16 protein-coding genes and 2 pseudogenes are annotated in these 16,653 nt (G+C 41.3%); 4 read left to right on the top strand and 14 right to left on the bottom strand.

The window, feature by feature from the left end; all coding sequences use genetic code 11:
• The first annotated feature begins 59 nt into the window (after nt 1–59).
• A complete protein-coding gene (locus tag ABD980_RS05155) occupies nt 60–485 on the top strand; it encodes a GlcG/HbpS family heme-binding protein (protein ID WP_345370093.1) in 426 nt (141 codons plus the stop codon).
• 79 nt (nt 486–564) lie between these two features.
• On the opposite strand, the gene ABD980_RS05160 is transcribed toward ABD980_RS05155, so the two are convergent.
• Nucleotides 565–1,635 carry a YeiH family protein gene (locus ABD980_RS05160; protein ID WP_345370095.1) on the bottom strand — a complete coding sequence of 357 codons (1,071 nt, stop codon included), beginning with the start codon at nt 1,633–1,635 and terminating at the stop codon, nt 565–567.
• Nucleotides 1,636–1,826: 191 nt separating this feature from the next.
• Between ABD980_RS05160 and ABD980_RS05165 the strand changes: the two genes are divergently transcribed.
• A complete protein-coding gene (locus tag ABD980_RS05165; RefSeq protein WP_345370097.1) occupies nt 1,827–3,041 on the top strand; it encodes an MFS transporter in 1,215 nt (404 codons plus the stop codon).
• Nucleotides 3,042–3,099: 58 nt separating this feature from the next.
• Here the strand turns inward: ABD980_RS05165 and ABD980_RS05170 are convergent, their stop codons facing one another.
• The 5 genes from ABD980_RS05170 to ABD980_RS05190 form a co-directional block, all read right to left on the bottom strand.
• Nucleotides 3,100–4,479, bottom strand: a complete 1,380-nt coding sequence (locus ABD980_RS05170; protein ID WP_345370099.1) for an NAD(P)-binding domain-containing protein — start codon at nt 4,477–4,479, stop codon at nt 3,100–3,102.
• Between the two features lie 497 nt (nt 4,480–4,976).
• The gene (locus ABD980_RS05175; protein ID WP_345370101.1) at nt 4,977–5,108 is read right to left on the bottom strand and encodes a hypothetical protein; all 132 of its coding nucleotides are present in this window, start codon (nt 5,106–5,108) and stop codon (nt 4,977–4,979) included.
• A 68-nt stretch (nt 5,109–5,176) separates the two neighbouring features.
• Entirely contained in the window at nt 5,177–5,776 is a 600-nt protein-coding gene (locus tag ABD980_RS05180) for a phenylacetic acid degradation protein PaaY (RefSeq protein WP_345370103.1), read from the bottom strand.
• A 55-nt stretch (nt 5,777–5,831) separates the two neighbouring features.
• Nucleotides 5,832–7,265 (bottom strand): DNA recombination protein RmuC, encoded by a 1,434-nt coding sequence (locus ABD980_RS05185; protein WP_345370105.1) that lies wholly within the window; start codon nt 7,263–7,265, stop codon nt 5,832–5,834.
• Between the two features lie 83 nt (nt 7,266–7,348).
• On the bottom strand, nt 7,349–7,588 hold the full coding sequence (locus ABD980_RS05190; RefSeq protein ID WP_345370107.1) for a P-loop NTPase family protein: 240 nt from the start codon (nt 7,586–7,588) through the stop codon (nt 7,349–7,351).
• 79 nt (nt 7,589–7,667) lie between these two features.
• On the opposite strand from ABD980_RS05190, the pseudogene ABD980_RS05195 reads away from it, so the two are divergent.
• Nucleotides 7,668–8,517, top strand: a pseudogene (locus ABD980_RS05195) (integrase core domain-containing protein).
• Nucleotides 8,518–8,535: 18 nt separating this feature from the next.
• A complete protein-coding gene (locus tag ABD980_RS05200; protein WP_345370109.1) occupies nt 8,536–9,801 on the top strand; it encodes an exopolysaccharide biosynthesis polyprenyl glycosylphosphotransferase in 1,266 nt (421 codons plus the stop codon).
• Between the two features lie 4 nt (nt 9,802–9,805).
• Here ABD980_RS05200 and galE read toward each other — a convergent pair whose 3' ends face one another.
• The 8 genes and pseudogenes from galE to ABD980_RS05240 form a co-directional block, all read right to left on the bottom strand.
• Entirely contained in the window at nt 9,806–10,831 is a 1,026-nt protein-coding gene (galE, locus tag ABD980_RS05205) for a UDP-glucose 4-epimerase GalE (RefSeq protein WP_345370111.1), read from the bottom strand.
• A 221-nt stretch (nt 10,832–11,052) separates the two neighbouring features.
• Nucleotides 11,053–11,160, bottom strand: a pseudogene (locus ABD980_RS05210) (transposase); the annotation flags it as partial.
• 74 nt (nt 11,161–11,234) lie between these two features.
• A complete protein-coding gene (gene glf / locus ABD980_RS05215) occupies nt 11,235–12,380 on the bottom strand; it encodes a UDP-galactopyranose mutase (protein WP_345370113.1) in 1,146 nt (381 codons plus the stop codon).
• Nucleotides 12,381–12,396: 16 nt separating this feature from the next.
• Entirely contained in the window at nt 12,397–13,311 is a 915-nt protein-coding gene (locus ABD980_RS05220) for a glycosyltransferase family 2 protein (protein ID WP_345370115.1), read from the bottom strand.
• Nucleotides 13,308–14,129 (bottom strand): LicD family protein, encoded by an 822-nt coding sequence (locus ABD980_RS05225; RefSeq protein ID WP_345370117.1) that lies wholly within the window; start codon nt 14,127–14,129, stop codon nt 13,308–13,310. Before ABD980_RS05225 ends, ABD980_RS05220 begins: the two co-directional genes overlap by 4 nt.
• Before the next feature lie 2 nt (nt 14,130–14,131).
• Nucleotides 14,132–14,521 carry a glycerol-3-phosphate cytidylyltransferase gene (gene tagD / locus ABD980_RS05230; RefSeq protein ID WP_345370119.1) on the bottom strand — a complete coding sequence of 130 codons (390 nt, stop codon included), beginning with the start codon at nt 14,519–14,521 and terminating at the stop codon, nt 14,132–14,134.
• An 8-nt stretch (nt 14,522–14,529) separates the two neighbouring features.
• Entirely contained in the window at nt 14,530–15,513 is a 984-nt protein-coding gene (locus tag ABD980_RS05235; protein WP_345370121.1) for a glycosyltransferase family 2 protein, read from the bottom strand.
• Nucleotides 15,514–15,515: 2 nt separating this feature from the next.
• On the bottom strand, nt 15,516–16,616 hold the full coding sequence (locus tag ABD980_RS05240; RefSeq protein WP_345370123.1) for an EpsG family protein: 1,101 nt from the start codon (nt 16,614–16,616) through the stop codon (nt 15,516–15,518).
• Nucleotides 16,617–16,653 lie beyond the last annotated feature (37 nt).

Raw genomic sequence — 16,653 nt, forward strand, 5'->3', positions numbered from 1 at the left:
TCAAAATACAGCGACCTATTATTACAACTTATTATAAATCAACCCGTTACGACCTATTTATGAAACATAACCTCTTTAATATAGCCTCCCTCCATCAAGCCATAGAAACCGTTATCAACGAAGTCAAAAACGACGGCCTACCCCCTATTACCGTTGCTATCGTTGATAAAGAAGGGAACCTAGTCTATTTTTACAAAATGGATGCCACCCCTTCCCGAACCATTAATATTTCTATCTCCAAAGCGTACACCTCGGTGAAAATGCTATCCTCCACAAAGGATTTCAATACTCGTCTACACAATGAGCGTGTCACGATCATTGATTTTCAGGATCTAAAACTCACCTCTATTGCTGGTGGGATCCCTATTCGTATCGACGACGCACTTGTCGGTGGTATCGGGATCAGTGGCAGAAAGCCCGATGATGATCACAAAGTGGCTGAACGCATCCTTGAGGAAATGATTCGCTGCGCAGCCAACAACTAAGACTGAACTCAGCCAAGAGACAACATAAAAAAGCCGAGCACTGATAAGCTCGGCTTTTTTATTGGAATCCTCGTCTTGATTACCACGCCCCACTATAGAGCTGCACGCCCAGACTGGTAATACAAACCGCTAACCACACCCCAAGGCCAAGTGCCACAGGCTGCCAGCCCGTACGCGCCATCATCCGCATATTACTTGATAAACCGATGGCAGCCAGAGCCAAAACCATTAAAAATTTGGCTAGCCCCTGCAACACATGTAAAAGCTCATCCGGCAATACCCCAGTTGAGCGTACCGCCGACGCCACCACAAACCAAACGATAAACCAAGGGATTAAACGCATCAGACTAAAGCCAGTACCCGCTTGTTTTTGACGACGAATCTCTAACACCACATAAAATAAACAAATTGGAATAATAAAGGTTGCTCGTGTCAGCTTGACCACCGTGGCATAGTCACCGGCTTCGGTACTATAGCTATACGCAGCAGCCACAACCGATGAGGTATCATTAATTGCCGTGCCTGCCCAAAGCCCAAAACCCGCATCCGACATCTGCATCCAATGCCCCAAAAAAGGGAACACCAATACCGCCACCACATTGAATAAAAAGATAGTAGAAATCGCAAACGCGGTCTCGTGTTCTTCGGGTTTAATCACAGGGGCCACCGCCGCAATCGCCGAACCACCACAAATCGCGGTACCTGCCCCGATCAAGGTTCTAAGCTTATCCGGTACGCCCAACACCTTTCCTAAAATAGCAGCCGTAGCAAAAGCGGCAATCATTGTCACCACAGTGACCCAGATTGACTCCAAACCCGTTTGCACCACTTGCGAAAAACTGAGCCCAAAGCCCAAAGCAATGATTGACCACTGCAATACTTTTTTAGAAGCAAAGGCTAAGCCAGGTTGAAAAACAGGCATCATCCCCAGCGTATTACGAATCAACAAGCCTAATAAAATGGCAAAAACGGGACCGCCTACGGTAGGCAGCCATCGGCCCAACGCCATCGCCACAACAGCCAACCCAGCCGCTAAGACAAGCCCCTGCCATAAAGAGGGTTTGCGTGGCATCTCATGCCCAGCCTGCTTCGTTTTTATTGGTGCTACCTCTGACACGGAAGTAGAAGAATGGACGGTAGTTGCTACCATGGCGATTCCTAATGACGAACATAAATAAGCTTATTCTACGACAAAAAATCCACTTATCAAGCCAAATCGTCTCGAAATATGAAAAAACATCGCTTGCACCCTATTTTTTGTATAAACACGACAATCCCACAGGATTAGACAAGCGCTGCAAGCTTTGCTAATTTGATGTTTTTGCTTCTCTCTTTGGTTTTATGGAATCTTCCACGCCACAACCTCGCCCCCACACGGATGCCACATCCTGGGTTACTCGAGGCACCCCCGCTTACCAGCACGCCACGCTGGCTTTGTTCTTACTAGGCTTTGCTAGCTTCTCTTTGATTTACTGCGTGCAACCACTCTTGCCAGAGTTCACCACTAGCTTTGCTATTAGCCCAGCCAACAGTGCTTTGGCTTTGTCGCTTACCACGGGCTTTTTGGCTTTTTCTATTGTGCTATCCGGTGCTTTTTCTCAAGGCCTAGCACGCAAGCACCTAATGTTTGGCTCCATGTTGATTGCGGCATTACTGAACATCGCTTGTGCATTTATTAGTAATTGGCCGCTGCTGCTTAGTATCCGCGCTATTGAGGGCTTTGTGCTGGGTGGGGTGCCAGCGATTGCCATGGCATGGATCGCCGAGGAAATCCACCCTGCCGACCTCAGCAAAAGCATGGGGGTCTATATTGCAGGTACCGCATTTGGGGGCATGATAGGGCGAGTGGGCATGGGACTTGTTGTAGAACACTTTTCTTGGCACGTTGCCATGGCTGCATTAGGCGGGCTCTGCGTACTTGCCGCACTCGGCTTTATGTATTTATTGCCCGCCTCTAAACATTTTCGTCCACAACGTGGCAGCCCACTACAATTTCACTTGCATGCTTGGCGCCAACATTTAGCTAATCCCCGTTTACTTAATCTTTATGCGTTTGCTTTTCTGATTATGAGCGTCTTTGTGACGACTTTTAACTACGTCACATTCCGCTTATCCCAATCCCCCTTTGATTTAAGCCCGACTCAAATCAGCCTTATCTTTTTATGCTATAGCTTAGGCATTATGTCTTCGTCTTTAGCGGGTAACTTCAGCCAGCGCCTAGGTTCAAAAACAGCGGTGTTAATCAGCCTGGCGCTGATGCTCTTTGGTCTGATCACAACGCTATCCAACCAGCTTCTCTGGATTGTGGTGGGCATTGCGCTAATGACTTTTGGCTTTTTTGTTGCCCATGCGCTAGCCAGCAGCTATGTGGGGCTCGAAGCCAAAAGCACCAAAGCCCACGCGACCTCGCTTTATTTGCTTTTTTATTATTTAGGCTCAAGCGTGACTGGTTCTGCTGGGGGGTGGTTTTGGCAGCACGGGGGCTGGAGCGCTGTCATTGCTTTATGCGGCACCGCTACCCTCGTAGCTATACTATTGATCCAAAAAAGACGTTAAAAGCACAAAAAAACCCCAAGCGGCACCACACCGCTTGGGGCTGAAAAACGCACAGTGATTAGACGTCAGCGGTTTCCTCTACCTCGACAAACTTCAAAGACATAAAGCCCTCTAAGGAGTCATCTTTGATTTCTAACCATGGCTTAGGCAAACGCGCCGCCATGGTTCCCGTAATGGTAGAGCGATAGGACTTATCCCTAAAAGTCATAATGTTTTCTTTTTTATCTAATAACCACTGCTTTAAAAGCTCGGCCTGTTTTTCAATAGGGAAATCCGGGTAATCGGTAGGCTGCATTAAGTCACGAATATATTGTGCTTGAAAATCAATACACTCATTTGGACTGGATAACGCATCCTGACGATCACGCCACGCTTTAATATCCGCTGCACGTTCAGGCGCACTCGGTAATTGGATACGACCTAAAATCACGTCTCGTACATACCAAGCCTGCGCATCAAACATATTGAATGTGAAATACTGATCTTGCATACCCAAATAAATCAACTGTGGGTTGCTTTGGAAAAACACCCCTTTATATAAATTATCTGGATATAAACAATTATTGGTTTGCAAGCGTAACTCGTCTGGCAAAAATGGGAAATGAAACTGATAGCCAGTACACATAATGACCGCATCAAACTGCTTGCTGCTACCGTCTTTAAAATAAGCCGTATTCCCATCCAAACGAGTTAATAGTGGGCGCTCCTCGATGCCTTCTGGCCATTCAAAACCCAAAGGCTCGCTACGGTAGCTAATCGTCACGGATTTCGCCCCGTATTTATGACACTGCGTTCCAATGTCCTCTGCAGAAAAACTTCCGCCCACTAGCAACACGTCTTGATCTGCAAACTCTAAGGCATCTCTAAAATCATGTGCATGCAATACCCGACCAGGAAACTGCTCTAAGCCCTCGTAATAAGGCATATTAGGCGTAGAGAAATGCCCTGTTGCCACCACCACATAGTCGAACTCCTCTACCTCTTGTTCGCCTTTTTTGTGATTCATCACCGTAACAGTGAATTTTTTCGTCTCATCATCAAAGGTCACCCAACGAGCAGGACATTCAAAACGTATGTAATTAAAAATAGCGCGCTTATCAATACGCCCCATGATGTAATCTTTAAGTACCTCGCGCGGCGGATACGATGGGATAGGACGACCAAAATGCTCATCAAAAGAATAATCCGCAAACTCTAAACATTCTTTAGGTCCATTCGACCATAAGTAACGATACATACTGCCATGTACGGGCTCGCCATTACGATCCAGGCCGGTGCGCCATGTGTAATTCCACATGCCACCAATGTCATTTTGTTTCTCATAACAAACAATTTCTGGCAGATCTTTTACACCAGCGGCACGTGCGGCTTCAAAAGCACGCAATTGAGCTAAACCACTGGGACCCGCACCTAAAATCGCGATTCGTTTTTGTGTCAAAACACAACTCCTATTCATTATTAATCATCACAAAATGGCGTCGTTTCTGTTCCTTTCGTTTTCCTCATGGGTAATGAGGCAACGCCACCTAAAAAAAGCAAAAAATGCAAGCACTTTTGGTGCAAAAATGAAAAACACCACTCTACTACTATAACAAACATTTGTGTATGTTGCTTTTTAGGCACAAAAATACCGGCTCTGAGGCCGGTAACAACGACTTAGCAGAAACAGGCTAAGCAATAATTCGCCTTAAGTGTATCGATTAACGTTAAATTCGTACGGGATTATTCACAATCTGTAAAAATGTAAGTAGTATGTTATTTACTGTCATCAATCCTTATGGAGACGGCCATGCTAATAGAATACACTTACTTACTGGAATTCCTGCCTATAGTATTTGTAGCAGGGGGCGCGACTTTACTAGCATTAATTTATTTTACCGCCCTACGTTAATCGCTTTTCATTTCCAGCCGGCATTGATTAAACATGCCTAATATTTAGTCCTCGTCATGGGGCAAGGCTTTGTTTTTTTCAGAATCTTGTCGGCTTTCTGCCAGCATTTGCTTAAAGCCTTTAACAATTAAATACCCGGCGGCTAACGCCCCAAAAATAAATAAAGCAATACGCATACTCTTTCCTTTTAACTAGCTATGCATGCCATTGTACCTTGAGTCGACCTGCGTATTGCTTAGCCGCATCAAGGACGGTAATAATCTGGATAAATCATATCCGGTGTTAAACGGGGGCGATTCGGCTCAACCTGACGCAAGGGCGTGACTTTTTCCATGGTGGCCAAGCTACGTTGGGCTAAACGCTGATACATATGCGTCCCCAGACGCTTATGATCGATTTCCGTATCCGTCAGCGTTTTAATAATTTTAGCAGGTGCACCAGCCACAAGACTTCGTTCAGGGATAAGCATCCCCTTTTTCACAAATGCCATGGCGCCAATAATACTGTCGGCTCCGACATCGGCTTGATCCATCACCACGGCATTCATACCCACCAGCACGTTTTTACCAATGGTACAGCCATGTAATACGGCACCATGCCCAATATGGCCATCTACCTCGACCACCGTGTCTTGCTCGGGCGTACCATGAATCACACAGGTGTCTTGAATATTCGAGCCCTCTTTCATGATGATACGCCCAAAATCACCCCGCAAACTGGCAAGCGGCCCAATATACACCCCTGGGCCAATAATCACATCACCAATTAAAACCGCCGTCGGGTGCACGAACGCTGTTTCGTGAACAACCGGCACAATCCCATCAATTGCATAAATATGATTCATTTTTGTCTCCAATAAGAATACTTATCATAAATCAAACCAGACCAAAGATCTGCTCTTAGGATTCGTTTTCCTCTGGGTTTGATACAGGCTCTACAATTAAACTAAGACGCTCATTTTCAAAATCTAGATGGGAGGGCTCCATGGTGGGAAGCGTTTTTGTGACCCGAGTAGAAAGCTGATTAAAGCGCTCGACTTTGCCATACAACCCCTGTTGCCCAGCCAAAGCTGTAACCGTGCTGTTATAGTGACGGCTTACCGTCTGTAAGGTATTACCCAGCTTGGCTAAGCGTTCAGCGACTACGCACACCTGATTATAAATATCGCCAGCACGCTCACTGATTTCACGCGCTTGGGCATGGCTGCGCTCTAACATCCATAAATTGGATACGGTTCGTAAAATAGGAATCAGAGTGGTATGGGATACCAACACCACCCCTTTTTTATAACCATATTCAAATAAATCTTTATTGTGTTTTAATGCCTCAATATAAGCGGGCTCGATAGGCATGAACATCAACACAAAATTTGGGCTACGCACACCAATTAAATTGGAATAATCCTTGCTAGCCAAATCATCAATATGGCGTCGCACCGCTTGAATGTGCTCGGCAAGCGCTAGCTGATACTGCTCTGGGCTAGACGCCGCAACCATTCGGTCATACGCATTTAGCGTGACTTTACTATCAATAATAATATGCTTATTGTCAGGCAAATGAATCACATAATCCGTCTGCTTATATTTGCCCTCTTGATCCTTAAAGCCTTTTTGTACAGAAAAGTGCGCCTCTTCCACAAGACCGCTCATTTCCAGCGTCCGTCGTAATTGGGCCTCGCCCCAAGCACCACGTTGTTGGGCATCCCCTTTTAGAGCTGCAGCCAAATTATTGGCTTCGGTGCTCATCTGCAACCCCACGTCTAAAATTTTACGAATTTCCGCATATAAATGCGTTTGCCCCTGTAATGACGCATCGTGGACTTCGTTTAAGCGCTTCTGAAAACCCTCGATTTGCTCTCTAAAGGGTTTTAATAACTGATCCAGATTCATTTGACTGGCTTGATGAAAACGCTGATTTTTTTCCGCAAAAATCTTATTTGCAAGATTTTCAAATTCCTGGCGTAGCGTACTTTTAGCCAGCTCTAATTGCTCGATTTGCGCCTGAAAATGTTTTTCTTTTTCTGCTAAGGTGGCTTTTAACGTGCTCTCTGAGCTCAGCACCTGCTGATATTGCTGCTGCAATGCTTGCCATTGCTGTCGCCAGCTTTGGGCTTCGTCACGCTGCACATCAAAATCATCTTGCCAACGCTGCACCTGTTGTTGCAAGGCTAACAACTGCTCTTGCTGACGGCTTAGGGTCAGCGCTTTTTCGTGTTGCTGTAATACATAAAGCCGCTCTTTGCGTTTAAACACAAAGGCGGCTATGCCATAACCCAATACGACTGCGATGGCTGCGACCGCAGCCACCACACCCCCACTCCACTCTACGATCATGTCGTCAACCTCTTTCAAAACCTACCATCGCTGATGGTTATCTGAGTGTTTGATTTTAGCGGTTTGGGGGGTAAGCAGCGAGTTTATTTATAGGTGTAGTAATAGTTATACGAAGCCCCATACCCCAACCGGAATCGGCGCACACCATTAAACACAACCCCTTTTAATGGCTCGGCTACCCCAGCAGTGCGTAAACGCGCCACTGCATCCTGGACCTCTCGTACGGTGCTTTGTTCGGCACGTACCACCATAAACGCTGCGTCTACATAAGGCATGATCGCTAAGGTATCAGCAACCGGCAACAAGGGCGCGGTATCAATCACAACCTGATCGTATTGCGCTTCGGTAATCCCCCACTAAACCACAGTGTTTTAAAGTAGAATTTCTCGAAAAGGAAATTCGATGAAAAAATTCTGTTACACCGATAGCCAAATCATAGCTATTGTGGAACAAGCTGAAGCCGGTAGGCCGATTCCAAAGCTGTGCCGTGAGCACGGCATGAGCAATGCGACATTTTATAAGTGGCGTGCGAAAAAAAATGGCGCAACGTGCTGTACAGCACTACAACGTGTGCATTCGTCTGGCCTGTACGGTATTTAGTATTAGCCAGAGCAGGCTCAAAAAAATGACGTGATAGCGGATTGGTTAATTCGATTAACGACAGCTCAGCGCAACAGGGGCTTCGGTTTATGCTACGCCTATCTATGTAATATCAAAGTATTTGCATACAATCAAAAACGGGTGTATCGAATTTATCGGCAACTCGAACTCAATTTGCGCATCAAACCGAAAAAGCGTTTAGTCCGTGAGCGTCCTGAGCCCTTGAGTACTGTTACAGACATTAACCAATGTCTTGTCGATGAATTTTATGTATGACCAGCTCGCGAATGGCCGGGGTATGCAGGTAAAGCACACCTTGAGTGGACAGCTCAACGGCAAATCACGTTAATCCATATTTAACCAGGAAACCCACAACAAAATACCTACGTCGAGCGCTATAATCGAACGATTCATTATGATTGATTAGCTCAACACCTCTTCGAAAACCTAGAGGAAGTACAGCAAGAAGCTACTGCTTGGCTCTGGACATACAATCATGAACGTTCCAATATGGCAATAGGCATGCATCACCCCTAAACAAAAATTACAGCAACATCTTACTTATTCTACTATGAAGTGCTGTCAAAAGTGGGGGGGGGATTACCACAGATTAGCCTGCTATAATTTGCCCCACCAAAACAAAAAACCATAACTAAGACGCTATTACGACATGTTACCAATCCGACGGTTTAATAAAATCCACGAACAAGTTTTACTTTCCCAAACATTTTCTTTTATTAGCGGCTGGTTGATTGTTGCTTTAATGCCACTGCTAGTCTTACAACAAATGGGAAGGACAGATACAGGCACAATGCATGCCTTCTATATTAGCTGTTTGGCTTTTATTCTAACTAACTATGGGGTCAAACATTTATTACAAGCTTATCCTGGTGGAAAGTCATTAATACTTTTAACCACCCAGGTATTCTCTAGCTATGCCCTCATATTTTTTATTTTTCTATTCTTAAGATTTGAATTTTCAAGGTTATTTTTTATTACAAGTGGTGCATTAGCTTTTGTATGGTTTTTTATAGAATATAAAATATTTATTGCATACAAAAGCACAAAACTCGCTGTTATAAACAAGGGTTTCTCAAAAGAAATTCTTAATTTAAAAAACCTAAAAGGAGTTAGGATTAATGTACTCCACAACTTAAATCTTAACGATAAGCGTTACGATGGTATTGTGGCTGACTTTAATACCTTAACCCCTGACGAAGAGCGCTTTCTAACACGTTGCGCTCTAAAAAGCATCCCTGTTTATAATGCAAAAAACATTTACGAGTCTATCAGTGGGCGCGTTCGCATTAACCATATGTCGGAAAACAATATCGGAGCATTACTGCCCTCTCCTGCCTTAGAGCGAATAAAAAGCTTAATGGACTGTGCTTTTATCATCATCACAGCCCCCATCGTAATACCGCTGTGTTTAATAACAGCTTTAGCAATTCGCTTAGAAAGCCCAGGTCCTGTTATTTATACACAAACCCGTATTGGAAAGGGCAACCAACCTTTTACTATTTATAAATTTCGCAGTATGCGATTTGATGTTGATGCTCCCCAACAGTTTGCTGGCGAGGCGGACCCACGCATTACACGCATAGGAAAATTTATACGTAAAACTCGTATAGACGAGCTGCCCCAGTTTTTTAATATTCTTAAGGGGGATATGAGCTTGATTGGCCCCCGCCCCGAACAACCTGATTTCGTCAAAGAGTTTGATGAAAAAATTCCTTTTTATAGTTATAGACATGTAGTAAAGCCAGGTATCACAGGCTGGGCCCAAGTTCGTCAGGGTTACGCTGCAGATGTAAACGAAACCCAAGTAAAAATAGAACACGATTTTTACTACATCAAAAACTACTCATTACAGCTTGATATATTCATCATTCTGCTCACTATCAGAACCGTGCTTACAGGTTTTGGTGCTAGGTAAGCAGCTAGGGCTCGTAGCCTTTGGGGTTTAACTTTTGCCAGTTCCAAGTATCCCTGCACATGGCTTGCACATCTAATTTTGCACGCCAGCCAAATAAGCGCTCAGCCCTAGTCGCATCCGCATAACAAGTCGCCACATCCCCAGGGCGTCGAGGCTGTATTTCATAAGGCACCCGAACACCGTTCACCTTTTCAAAAAAATGCACCATTTGTAATACAGAAACCCCTTGGCCTGTACCTAAATTAACCGGTAAACACACCCCGTTTTTCTGCTGTTGCAAATACTCTAAGGCGGCCAAGTGCCCCGCTGCCAAATCCATCACATGAATATAATCGCGCACACCCGTTCCATCCACCGTCTCATAGTCATCCCCAAATACAGATAACTGATCTCGTTCTCCACAAGCCACCTGACTAATAAAGGGCATAAGATTATTCGGGATGTTGAGAGGGTCCTCGCCAATTAAACCAGAAGGGTGTGCTCCAACTGGATTAAAATAACGCAAATTAATAATTTTCCAACGTGAGTCAGCCGCGAAGATATCCTCTAATATTTCCTCGATTATCAGCTTGCTTCGCCCGTAGGGATTAGTTGCCGATCGAGGCATATCCTCGGTAATAGGCAAACGAGCAGGATCCCCATAAACTGTAGCAGATGAAGAAAACACCATATTTCTACAGCCGAATTTATTCATTACCTCTACTAGGTTTAGTGTCCCCACAATATTATTTTGGTAATAACGTATCGGCTGCTGCACAGATTCACCCACCGCTTTCAAGCCAGCAAAATGAATAACAGCTTTAAAATCATACTGTTGAAACAGCCTATCTAATAAAGCGGCATCTCTAATATCGCCCTCGATAAAATCAACCGACTCACCCGTAATAGCCTCTATTCGTTTTAAAGACTTCGCTGAGCTGTTACTTAAATTATCTAATACAACTACCTGATAACCAGCCTCAAGCAGCTGAAGAGTAGTATGAGAGCCAATGTAGCCTGCTCCGCCAGTAACAAGAATTTTTTTATTCATATTTACTTTTAGCATTAAACTAAACCTTTTCAAATACCTAACCAGCGAGCTAAAGAAGGCAGCTTAGTACGCAACCCCCCACGTACAGCATAATGAGAAAAATAATATATTGATTTGAAATAATTTAATTTTTCAATGTTACGGTTTCATGATTTCCTCCATGTAAAGAATCATGGCAGAAATCTCTGGTTTTCGCTTGTGCCTTTTTAGGGTAAGTCTACGGCACTACTCATGCCATGCTCGCGACACAGCTCTGGAACAGGGGTACCTGCTTGAGCTTGTTTTAAAATGGCCATAATCTGGCTGTCGGTATATCTGGATTTACGCATAGAATTTCCTTTATAGAAAATTCTACCCCGAATCACTGCAGATTTGTGGAGGGATTACCTTGTGAATGGATATTCTATACAACTTGTTCAAAAAAAGAAGGGATCTCTTTTTTTTCATTAGTAAGTTGTATAAATTGACGGGCGACTTTTAGTGCTTCTGCAATCGTTACATCCATATCTAAATATCGATAGGTCCCTAGTCGGCCGACAAATGTAATCCCTTTTTCTTGATTTGCTCTTTCAACATATTTTTGTAGCAACTCTTTTTCTTTTACTTGGCGAATTGGATAGTAGGGAATATCTTCAGGTTCGCACTCACGACTATACTCTTTATAAATTACCGTTTTTTCATGATTCTCCCAAGGGGAGAAGTACTTGTGTTCAGTGATACGAGTGAAAGGCTTACTGTTATCACAATAGTTCATGACAGCACATCCCTGATAGTCCCCTTCATGATTTTCTTTTATAAAATCTAAAGTTCTATAAGGTAAACGGCCAAATTCATAGTTAAAATAGCCATCTAATGTTCCTGAATAGAAAACATGATCATACTCGACAGCTTGAGATTTGTTGAACTCGGTATTGAGGTGAACAGTAATATTATCGTGATCTAAAATATTCTTTACAAGTACGGTATAACCATGTTCTGGCATCCCTTGATATTTATGGGAAAAGTAATTGTCATCATAGTTAAAACGAACAGGTAAGCGTTTTAAAATACTTGCCGGAAGTTCTGCTGGACTCATTCCCCATTGTTTGATGGTGTAGTATTTAAAAAATCCTTCATATAACTCTTCACCTAAAAATGCTAAGGCTTGCTCTTCAAAAGTCTCAGGATTAGTAATACTGCTATCCCCTTTTTGAGCAATAAACTCCTTTGCTTCATTAGGAGAAAGTGTTTTGTTAAAAAACTGGTTAATTGTAAGTAGGTTAATAGGTAAAGAGAAAACGCGATTACCAGTAACAGCTTTAACTCTATTTACGTACGGCATAAAAGCACTGTATTGATTCACGTATTTCCATACTTCTTCATTATCTGTATGAAAAATGTGTGGACCATAAACATGTAGCATTACATCTGATTCTGCATCACGCTCAGTATGGCAGTTACCAGCAATATGATTGCGAGATTCAAAAATAGTAACTTTATGGCCTGCTTCAGCTAGTTCACGAGCAATAACAGCGCCTGAGAATCCAGCGCCTACAATAGCAAAATTCATAAAAAACCCTTTAATTTTAAGATGGCTTATATTTGTCATTTGCAGAGAAATCCGCTTTTAATGCATGTTTAAATGCATCAAATAACATTGGTAAAGATTTGGCTTTGCCTGTTACAAGAGTATGAGCAGTCACTAAAATAAATATTAACCATACTCTAATATATGCAATTGCTTTATTTCCATAAGTTAATTGTACATAAAAGAAGTTACGGTACATAAAATAGCCTTTCCAACCACTTAAAGCGCGACTTTGTACAAATGGAATCTTACGCTTCATCACGGCTTGTCGTACACAGAGAATCTTAAAACCTGCCTGTTGAGCTCGTAGAGCAAAATCTAGATCATCGTCAAATATAAAAAAACGAGGATCAGGAAATCCTATCTTTGCAAAAACATCCCTATGAATCATAGGTCCCTCAAAAGGGATTGTTTTTAGCTCTACAGTTTCCCAATCTTGTTGAATGTCTTGCACAGTGTTTTGTTTGGGATTTAATCGTGTGATGCTATTTATTTCATAGTCTGTTCCTGAAATTTCAGCACAGCTACCATCCATATTGACTCGCATAGGTTGTAAAATCGCAGCTTCATCTTTATGTTTAATTAAGTTTTCTAAGCAATTTGGATCTAGTTCAACATCATCATCTGCTAACCATATCCATTCATGCCCCTTTTCATAAGCTAGTCGGCTTCCATACTCAAAGCCACCAGCCCCCCCTAAATTAGCTCCTGTATTATGGTAGCTGACTTTAATAGTATCTTGATATTTCTTAGAAAAATCGGATACTAGTTGGGCTGTATTATCACTAGAATTATTATCTATTACATAAATTATGGATGGTAATACTGTTTGCTTTATCGCGGAATTTAACATCTCTATGAGTAATTCACTTCGATTAAAAGTAACGAGAACCAAGGCTATATCTTCTTTCATGAATCTACTTTAACTCCATTAATGCTAATAATTTTCTCTATATGTTTGGGGACTCTATCTTCTTCAGGAGGAAGTTGCATATAATCCCCATAAATAGGTCTTAGCCAAGCATCCGCATCCTCTATTGACCAATACTGACGGCCCTCAAATTCATAAAGTTTTCTTTTATGAAAAAGAGACTTGGGAGCTATCTCTTTGGTTTTCCACACACCATGAAGATTAGCTAGATATTTTTTTCTCCCGCCAAATTGTCCTAATTTTTCTGCTTTGTTTACAAGAAGATTTAATAATGCTCTAGGGAAAAGTAAAAAAATACGACTAACTAGTTCAAAAAGTTTTAAGTAATAAGTGCTGTATTTTCCTTTTGAATATGTTCGATCTTTAAATCTTAATAATAGCCTAGCCCCCGCGGCTATTTTAAAGTGCATTCTTTGTAGTAATTTAGAGCTAAAAGTATCATTAAAACAGAACACATCAATGAATACGCCTGTATGCATACCTGAATAATATCCTTCATCAATAATTACTGCTTTATTTTCTACTCGTGCAATGGGAAGCATTAATGAATCGGTAAAAGACCGATGTTGCAACTCAAAGGGCTCAGCAAAATGGGGCCTTAACAAAAGAAGTTTTTCAAAATCCTTTTGAGGCATGATGACATCAATATCATCATCCCATGGAATACACCCTTTGTGTCTAATAGCCCCAATAAGTGAACCTCCTATTAGATAATACTTGAGGTCATTCTCTTCACATACTCTATGAAACTCATCCATTGTTTCTATTAAAGCATTTTTTATTATATTTTCAGCATCCATTATTAGCCTTTGATATCAGCTTTTATTTGTGTTGTACTAATTTCAGGAGTTCTTGGAAGGTAAATCACTTCACAATAATCCTTTAAGAAATCGAATTTACCTTGCCAATCATCGCCCATTACAAACGTATCTACGTGATACATTTTCACATCTTCAACTTTTTGATCCCAACTATTTTCAGGGATAACCAAGTCTACATAACGTACGGCTTCTAGCAAATGCTTACGCTTTTCATAATCGAAAAAGCATTTTTTCTGCTTAGATTTCCAGTTAAATTCATCCGTAGAAAGAGCCACAATCAAATAATCGCCCTGCTGTTTGGCACGACGTAGCAGGTTGATATGCCCGTAGTGAAGTAAATCAAACGTACCATAGGTGATAATGCGTTTCATAGTAATCCTTATGCAGCTTTATTTCTAAACCAAAAGCGTGCAAATGCACGAAAAGCGGTAGGAGAAAGTTTGAATAAGAGTAAAGACAGTCCCACTTTCTTTTCCTTTTTAATCATAAAAAGGATATTTTTAAAGGTGAATTGTTGACCATCAATCACCATCTTTAATTTTTTAATATCTGTTTTATAGTTTTTTGAATATCTTGCAAGTGTTGTAATACAAAAAAATAAAAATGTTTTTAAGTAGAGATGGAGCAAATAGTTTCCATCACTTATACCAATTTGTTTAGAAAAATCCATTTGTGTTTGATATACAGCTAACCTATCTTCCAAATAACTTGGTTTAACATCATTGCTCGTAGAACCCACATGTTGAATGTAGTTATATAGTGGTTTATCTACTGATGTAATTTTCTTTTTGTAGATCAATCTAAAAACAAAGTGCGCATCTTCAAAAGTTCTTACCGCTGGGTCAAATCTCATTCCTCTGAAAATTTCAGCTTTAAAAAGCTTGTCGCACATCCAGTTTGAAATATAAAAAAACACATTTAAAGAATCATTATAAAGAACGTATTTTTCAGGATTACTTTTAAATACTTTTTCTAATTTACCCGATGGAGAAAGTATCCTCACATCACAAGTACACACATCTGCATTTTCAGCAATTATTTTTTCATACATCGCTTTTAAATAATCAGGCTCTACCCAGTCATCGCTATCTATAAAGGCAATATACTCACCGCGTGCGTTATCTAAACCCAGATTGCGTGCTGAACCTTGTCCGCCATTTTCTTTATGCAAGATAATAAATCGCTCATCACCTGCTATAGCTTTCTCAGCAACTGCCATAGAATTATCTTTTGTGCCATCATTAATAAGAATTGCTTCAAAGTTTTTGAATGTTTGCGCCTTAATGCTTTCAATGCATTTGGCAATGTAGTTTTCAACACCGTAAACGGGAATAATTATTGATATTTCAGGATTACTAGGCATAGCTACTTTGAAAAAATTGTTTGATAAGGGTTACGTTTAGGGTCTGCATAACTAGTTTCAACTCCCATGCTATCTTTGACAAAAGACAGTGTTAAAAACACCACAAAACACCCTAAAACCAACCTGTTTAGCTGTCTATTTTTAGGTAATTGGAGCAATAGATAACCAGCCATAATAGGTGCGATTACAAAAGTATCAGCCATTCTACCAAAAATAATAATTTCATTGGCAAGCACCACCCCAACAGCGTAAGCAAAGGTTAAAATAATTAGCAGCCAATAGTTTTTATTTTGTTGTATATAAGCTTTACTATTCCATATTATATACATGGCAAACAAAACCTTGGCTAACACGCCTATACCAGAGCCAAATTCTCGTGAAACAAAGTGCTTTGTACTAGAAAAGTAGCTCGCGTACTTAGTTAGGCCAACGATTTGTAATATTTGTTCCATATACAACAAAACAAGATTCATTGAAACAAAAGTAAAAACTATAAAGCCAATAAAAAAGATGGGAATTATGCGAGTTTTTAGGTGCATACCAAGTGGAACCAAAGCGGCTACACCTGCGGCTAAAATAAACAAAGCACTTTGATGGAACATTGCTCCTATAATCGTTAAGGAGAAGAACCAGAAATATCGTTTTTCAAAAAACCGAAATAAAGCCAATAAACACCAAGCTAATGCCACAGCTTGCCGCATGCCATTGAAACTAAAAAACCACAGCATGGAAAAGAACAGAAAATGCAACAACCATGTTTGTTTGCGTGGATAAGCTTTAAATGCAACGGCCGTAAACATAAAAGCAAATGTGGCAAACATCCATTGAAAATGAGCGTCTATACTTTGGTAAAACCAATTTATAAAATAAAATAATGGCTCTTTGTATTTATAACTTTCAATCTCCCAACTACTTTCAAAAATTCTAAGATAGTTTAAATAATCCGTTCCTACGTCAAACCGTATCGCTGCAGGCACAAACACAAGCAAGAAAGCCACTCCAAGAAAAAAATAGCGTTCTAAATTGCCTTTACCCTTCTCACTCAACCACACAAAAAACGTGCTGCTGAACAAAATGAAGTTATAAAAAATTACAGTTGCCATAATTGGTTTGCTAAAAATAAAAACCGCATTCTATCAG

This window comes from Paenalcaligenes hermetiae (assembly GCF_039543645.1).
GTDB lineage: Bacteria > Pseudomonadota > Gammaproteobacteria > Burkholderiales > Burkholderiaceae_B > Paenalcaligenes > Paenalcaligenes hermetiae.

Excerpts from the sequence above, each read along its gene's own strand:
- ABD980_RS05160 (WP_345370095.1), bottom strand. The coding sequence starts at position 1,635 with ATGGTAGCAACTACCGTCCATTCTTCTACTTCCGTGTCAGAGGTAGCA.
- ABD980_RS05175 (WP_345370101.1), bottom strand. The coding sequence starts at position 5,108 with ATGCGTATTGCTTTATTTATTTTTGGGGCGTTAGCCGCCGGGTATTTA.
- ABD980_RS05155 (WP_345370093.1), top strand. The coding sequence starts at position 60 with ATGAAACATAACCTCTTTAATATAGCCTCCCTCCATCAAGCCATAGAA.
- ABD980_RS05220 (WP_345370115.1), bottom strand. The coding sequence starts at position 13,311 with ATGAAAGAAGATATAGCCTTGGTTCTCGTTACTTTTAATCGAAGTGAA.
- glf (WP_345370113.1), bottom strand. The coding sequence starts at position 12,380 with ATGAATTTTGCTATTGTAGGCGCTGGATTCTCAGGCGCTGTTATTGCT.
- ABD980_RS05165 (WP_345370097.1), top strand. The coding sequence starts at position 1,827 with ATGGAATCTTCCACGCCACAACCTCGCCCCCACACGGATGCCACATCC.
- ABD980_RS05180 (WP_345370103.1), bottom strand. The coding sequence starts at position 5,776 with ATGAATCATATTTATGCAATTGATGGGATTGTGCCGGTTGTTCACGAA.
- ABD980_RS05225 (WP_345370117.1), bottom strand. The coding sequence starts at position 14,129 with ATGGATGCTGAAAATATAATAAAAAATGCTTTAATAGAAACAATGGAT.
- ABD980_RS05200 (WP_345370109.1), top strand. The coding sequence starts at position 8,536 with ATGTTACCAATCCGACGGTTTAATAAAATCCACGAACAAGTTTTACTT.
- ABD980_RS05240 (WP_345370123.1), bottom strand. The coding sequence starts at position 16,616 with ATGGCAACTGTAATTTTTTATAACTTCATTTTGTTCAGCAGCACGTTT.
- ABD980_RS05185 (WP_345370105.1), bottom strand. The coding sequence starts at position 7,265 with ATGATCGTAGAGTGGAGTGGGGGTGTGGTGGCTGCGGTCGCAGCCATC.
- tagD (WP_345370119.1), bottom strand. The coding sequence starts at position 14,521 with ATGAAACGCATTATCACCTATGGTACGTTTGATTTACTTCACTACGGG.
- ABD980_RS05235 (WP_345370121.1), bottom strand. The coding sequence starts at position 15,513 with ATGCCTAGTAATCCTGAAATATCAATAATTATTCCCGTTTACGGTGTT.
- galE (WP_345370111.1), bottom strand. The coding sequence starts at position 10,831 with ATGAATAAAAAAATTCTTGTTACTGGCGGAGCAGGCTACATTGGCTCT.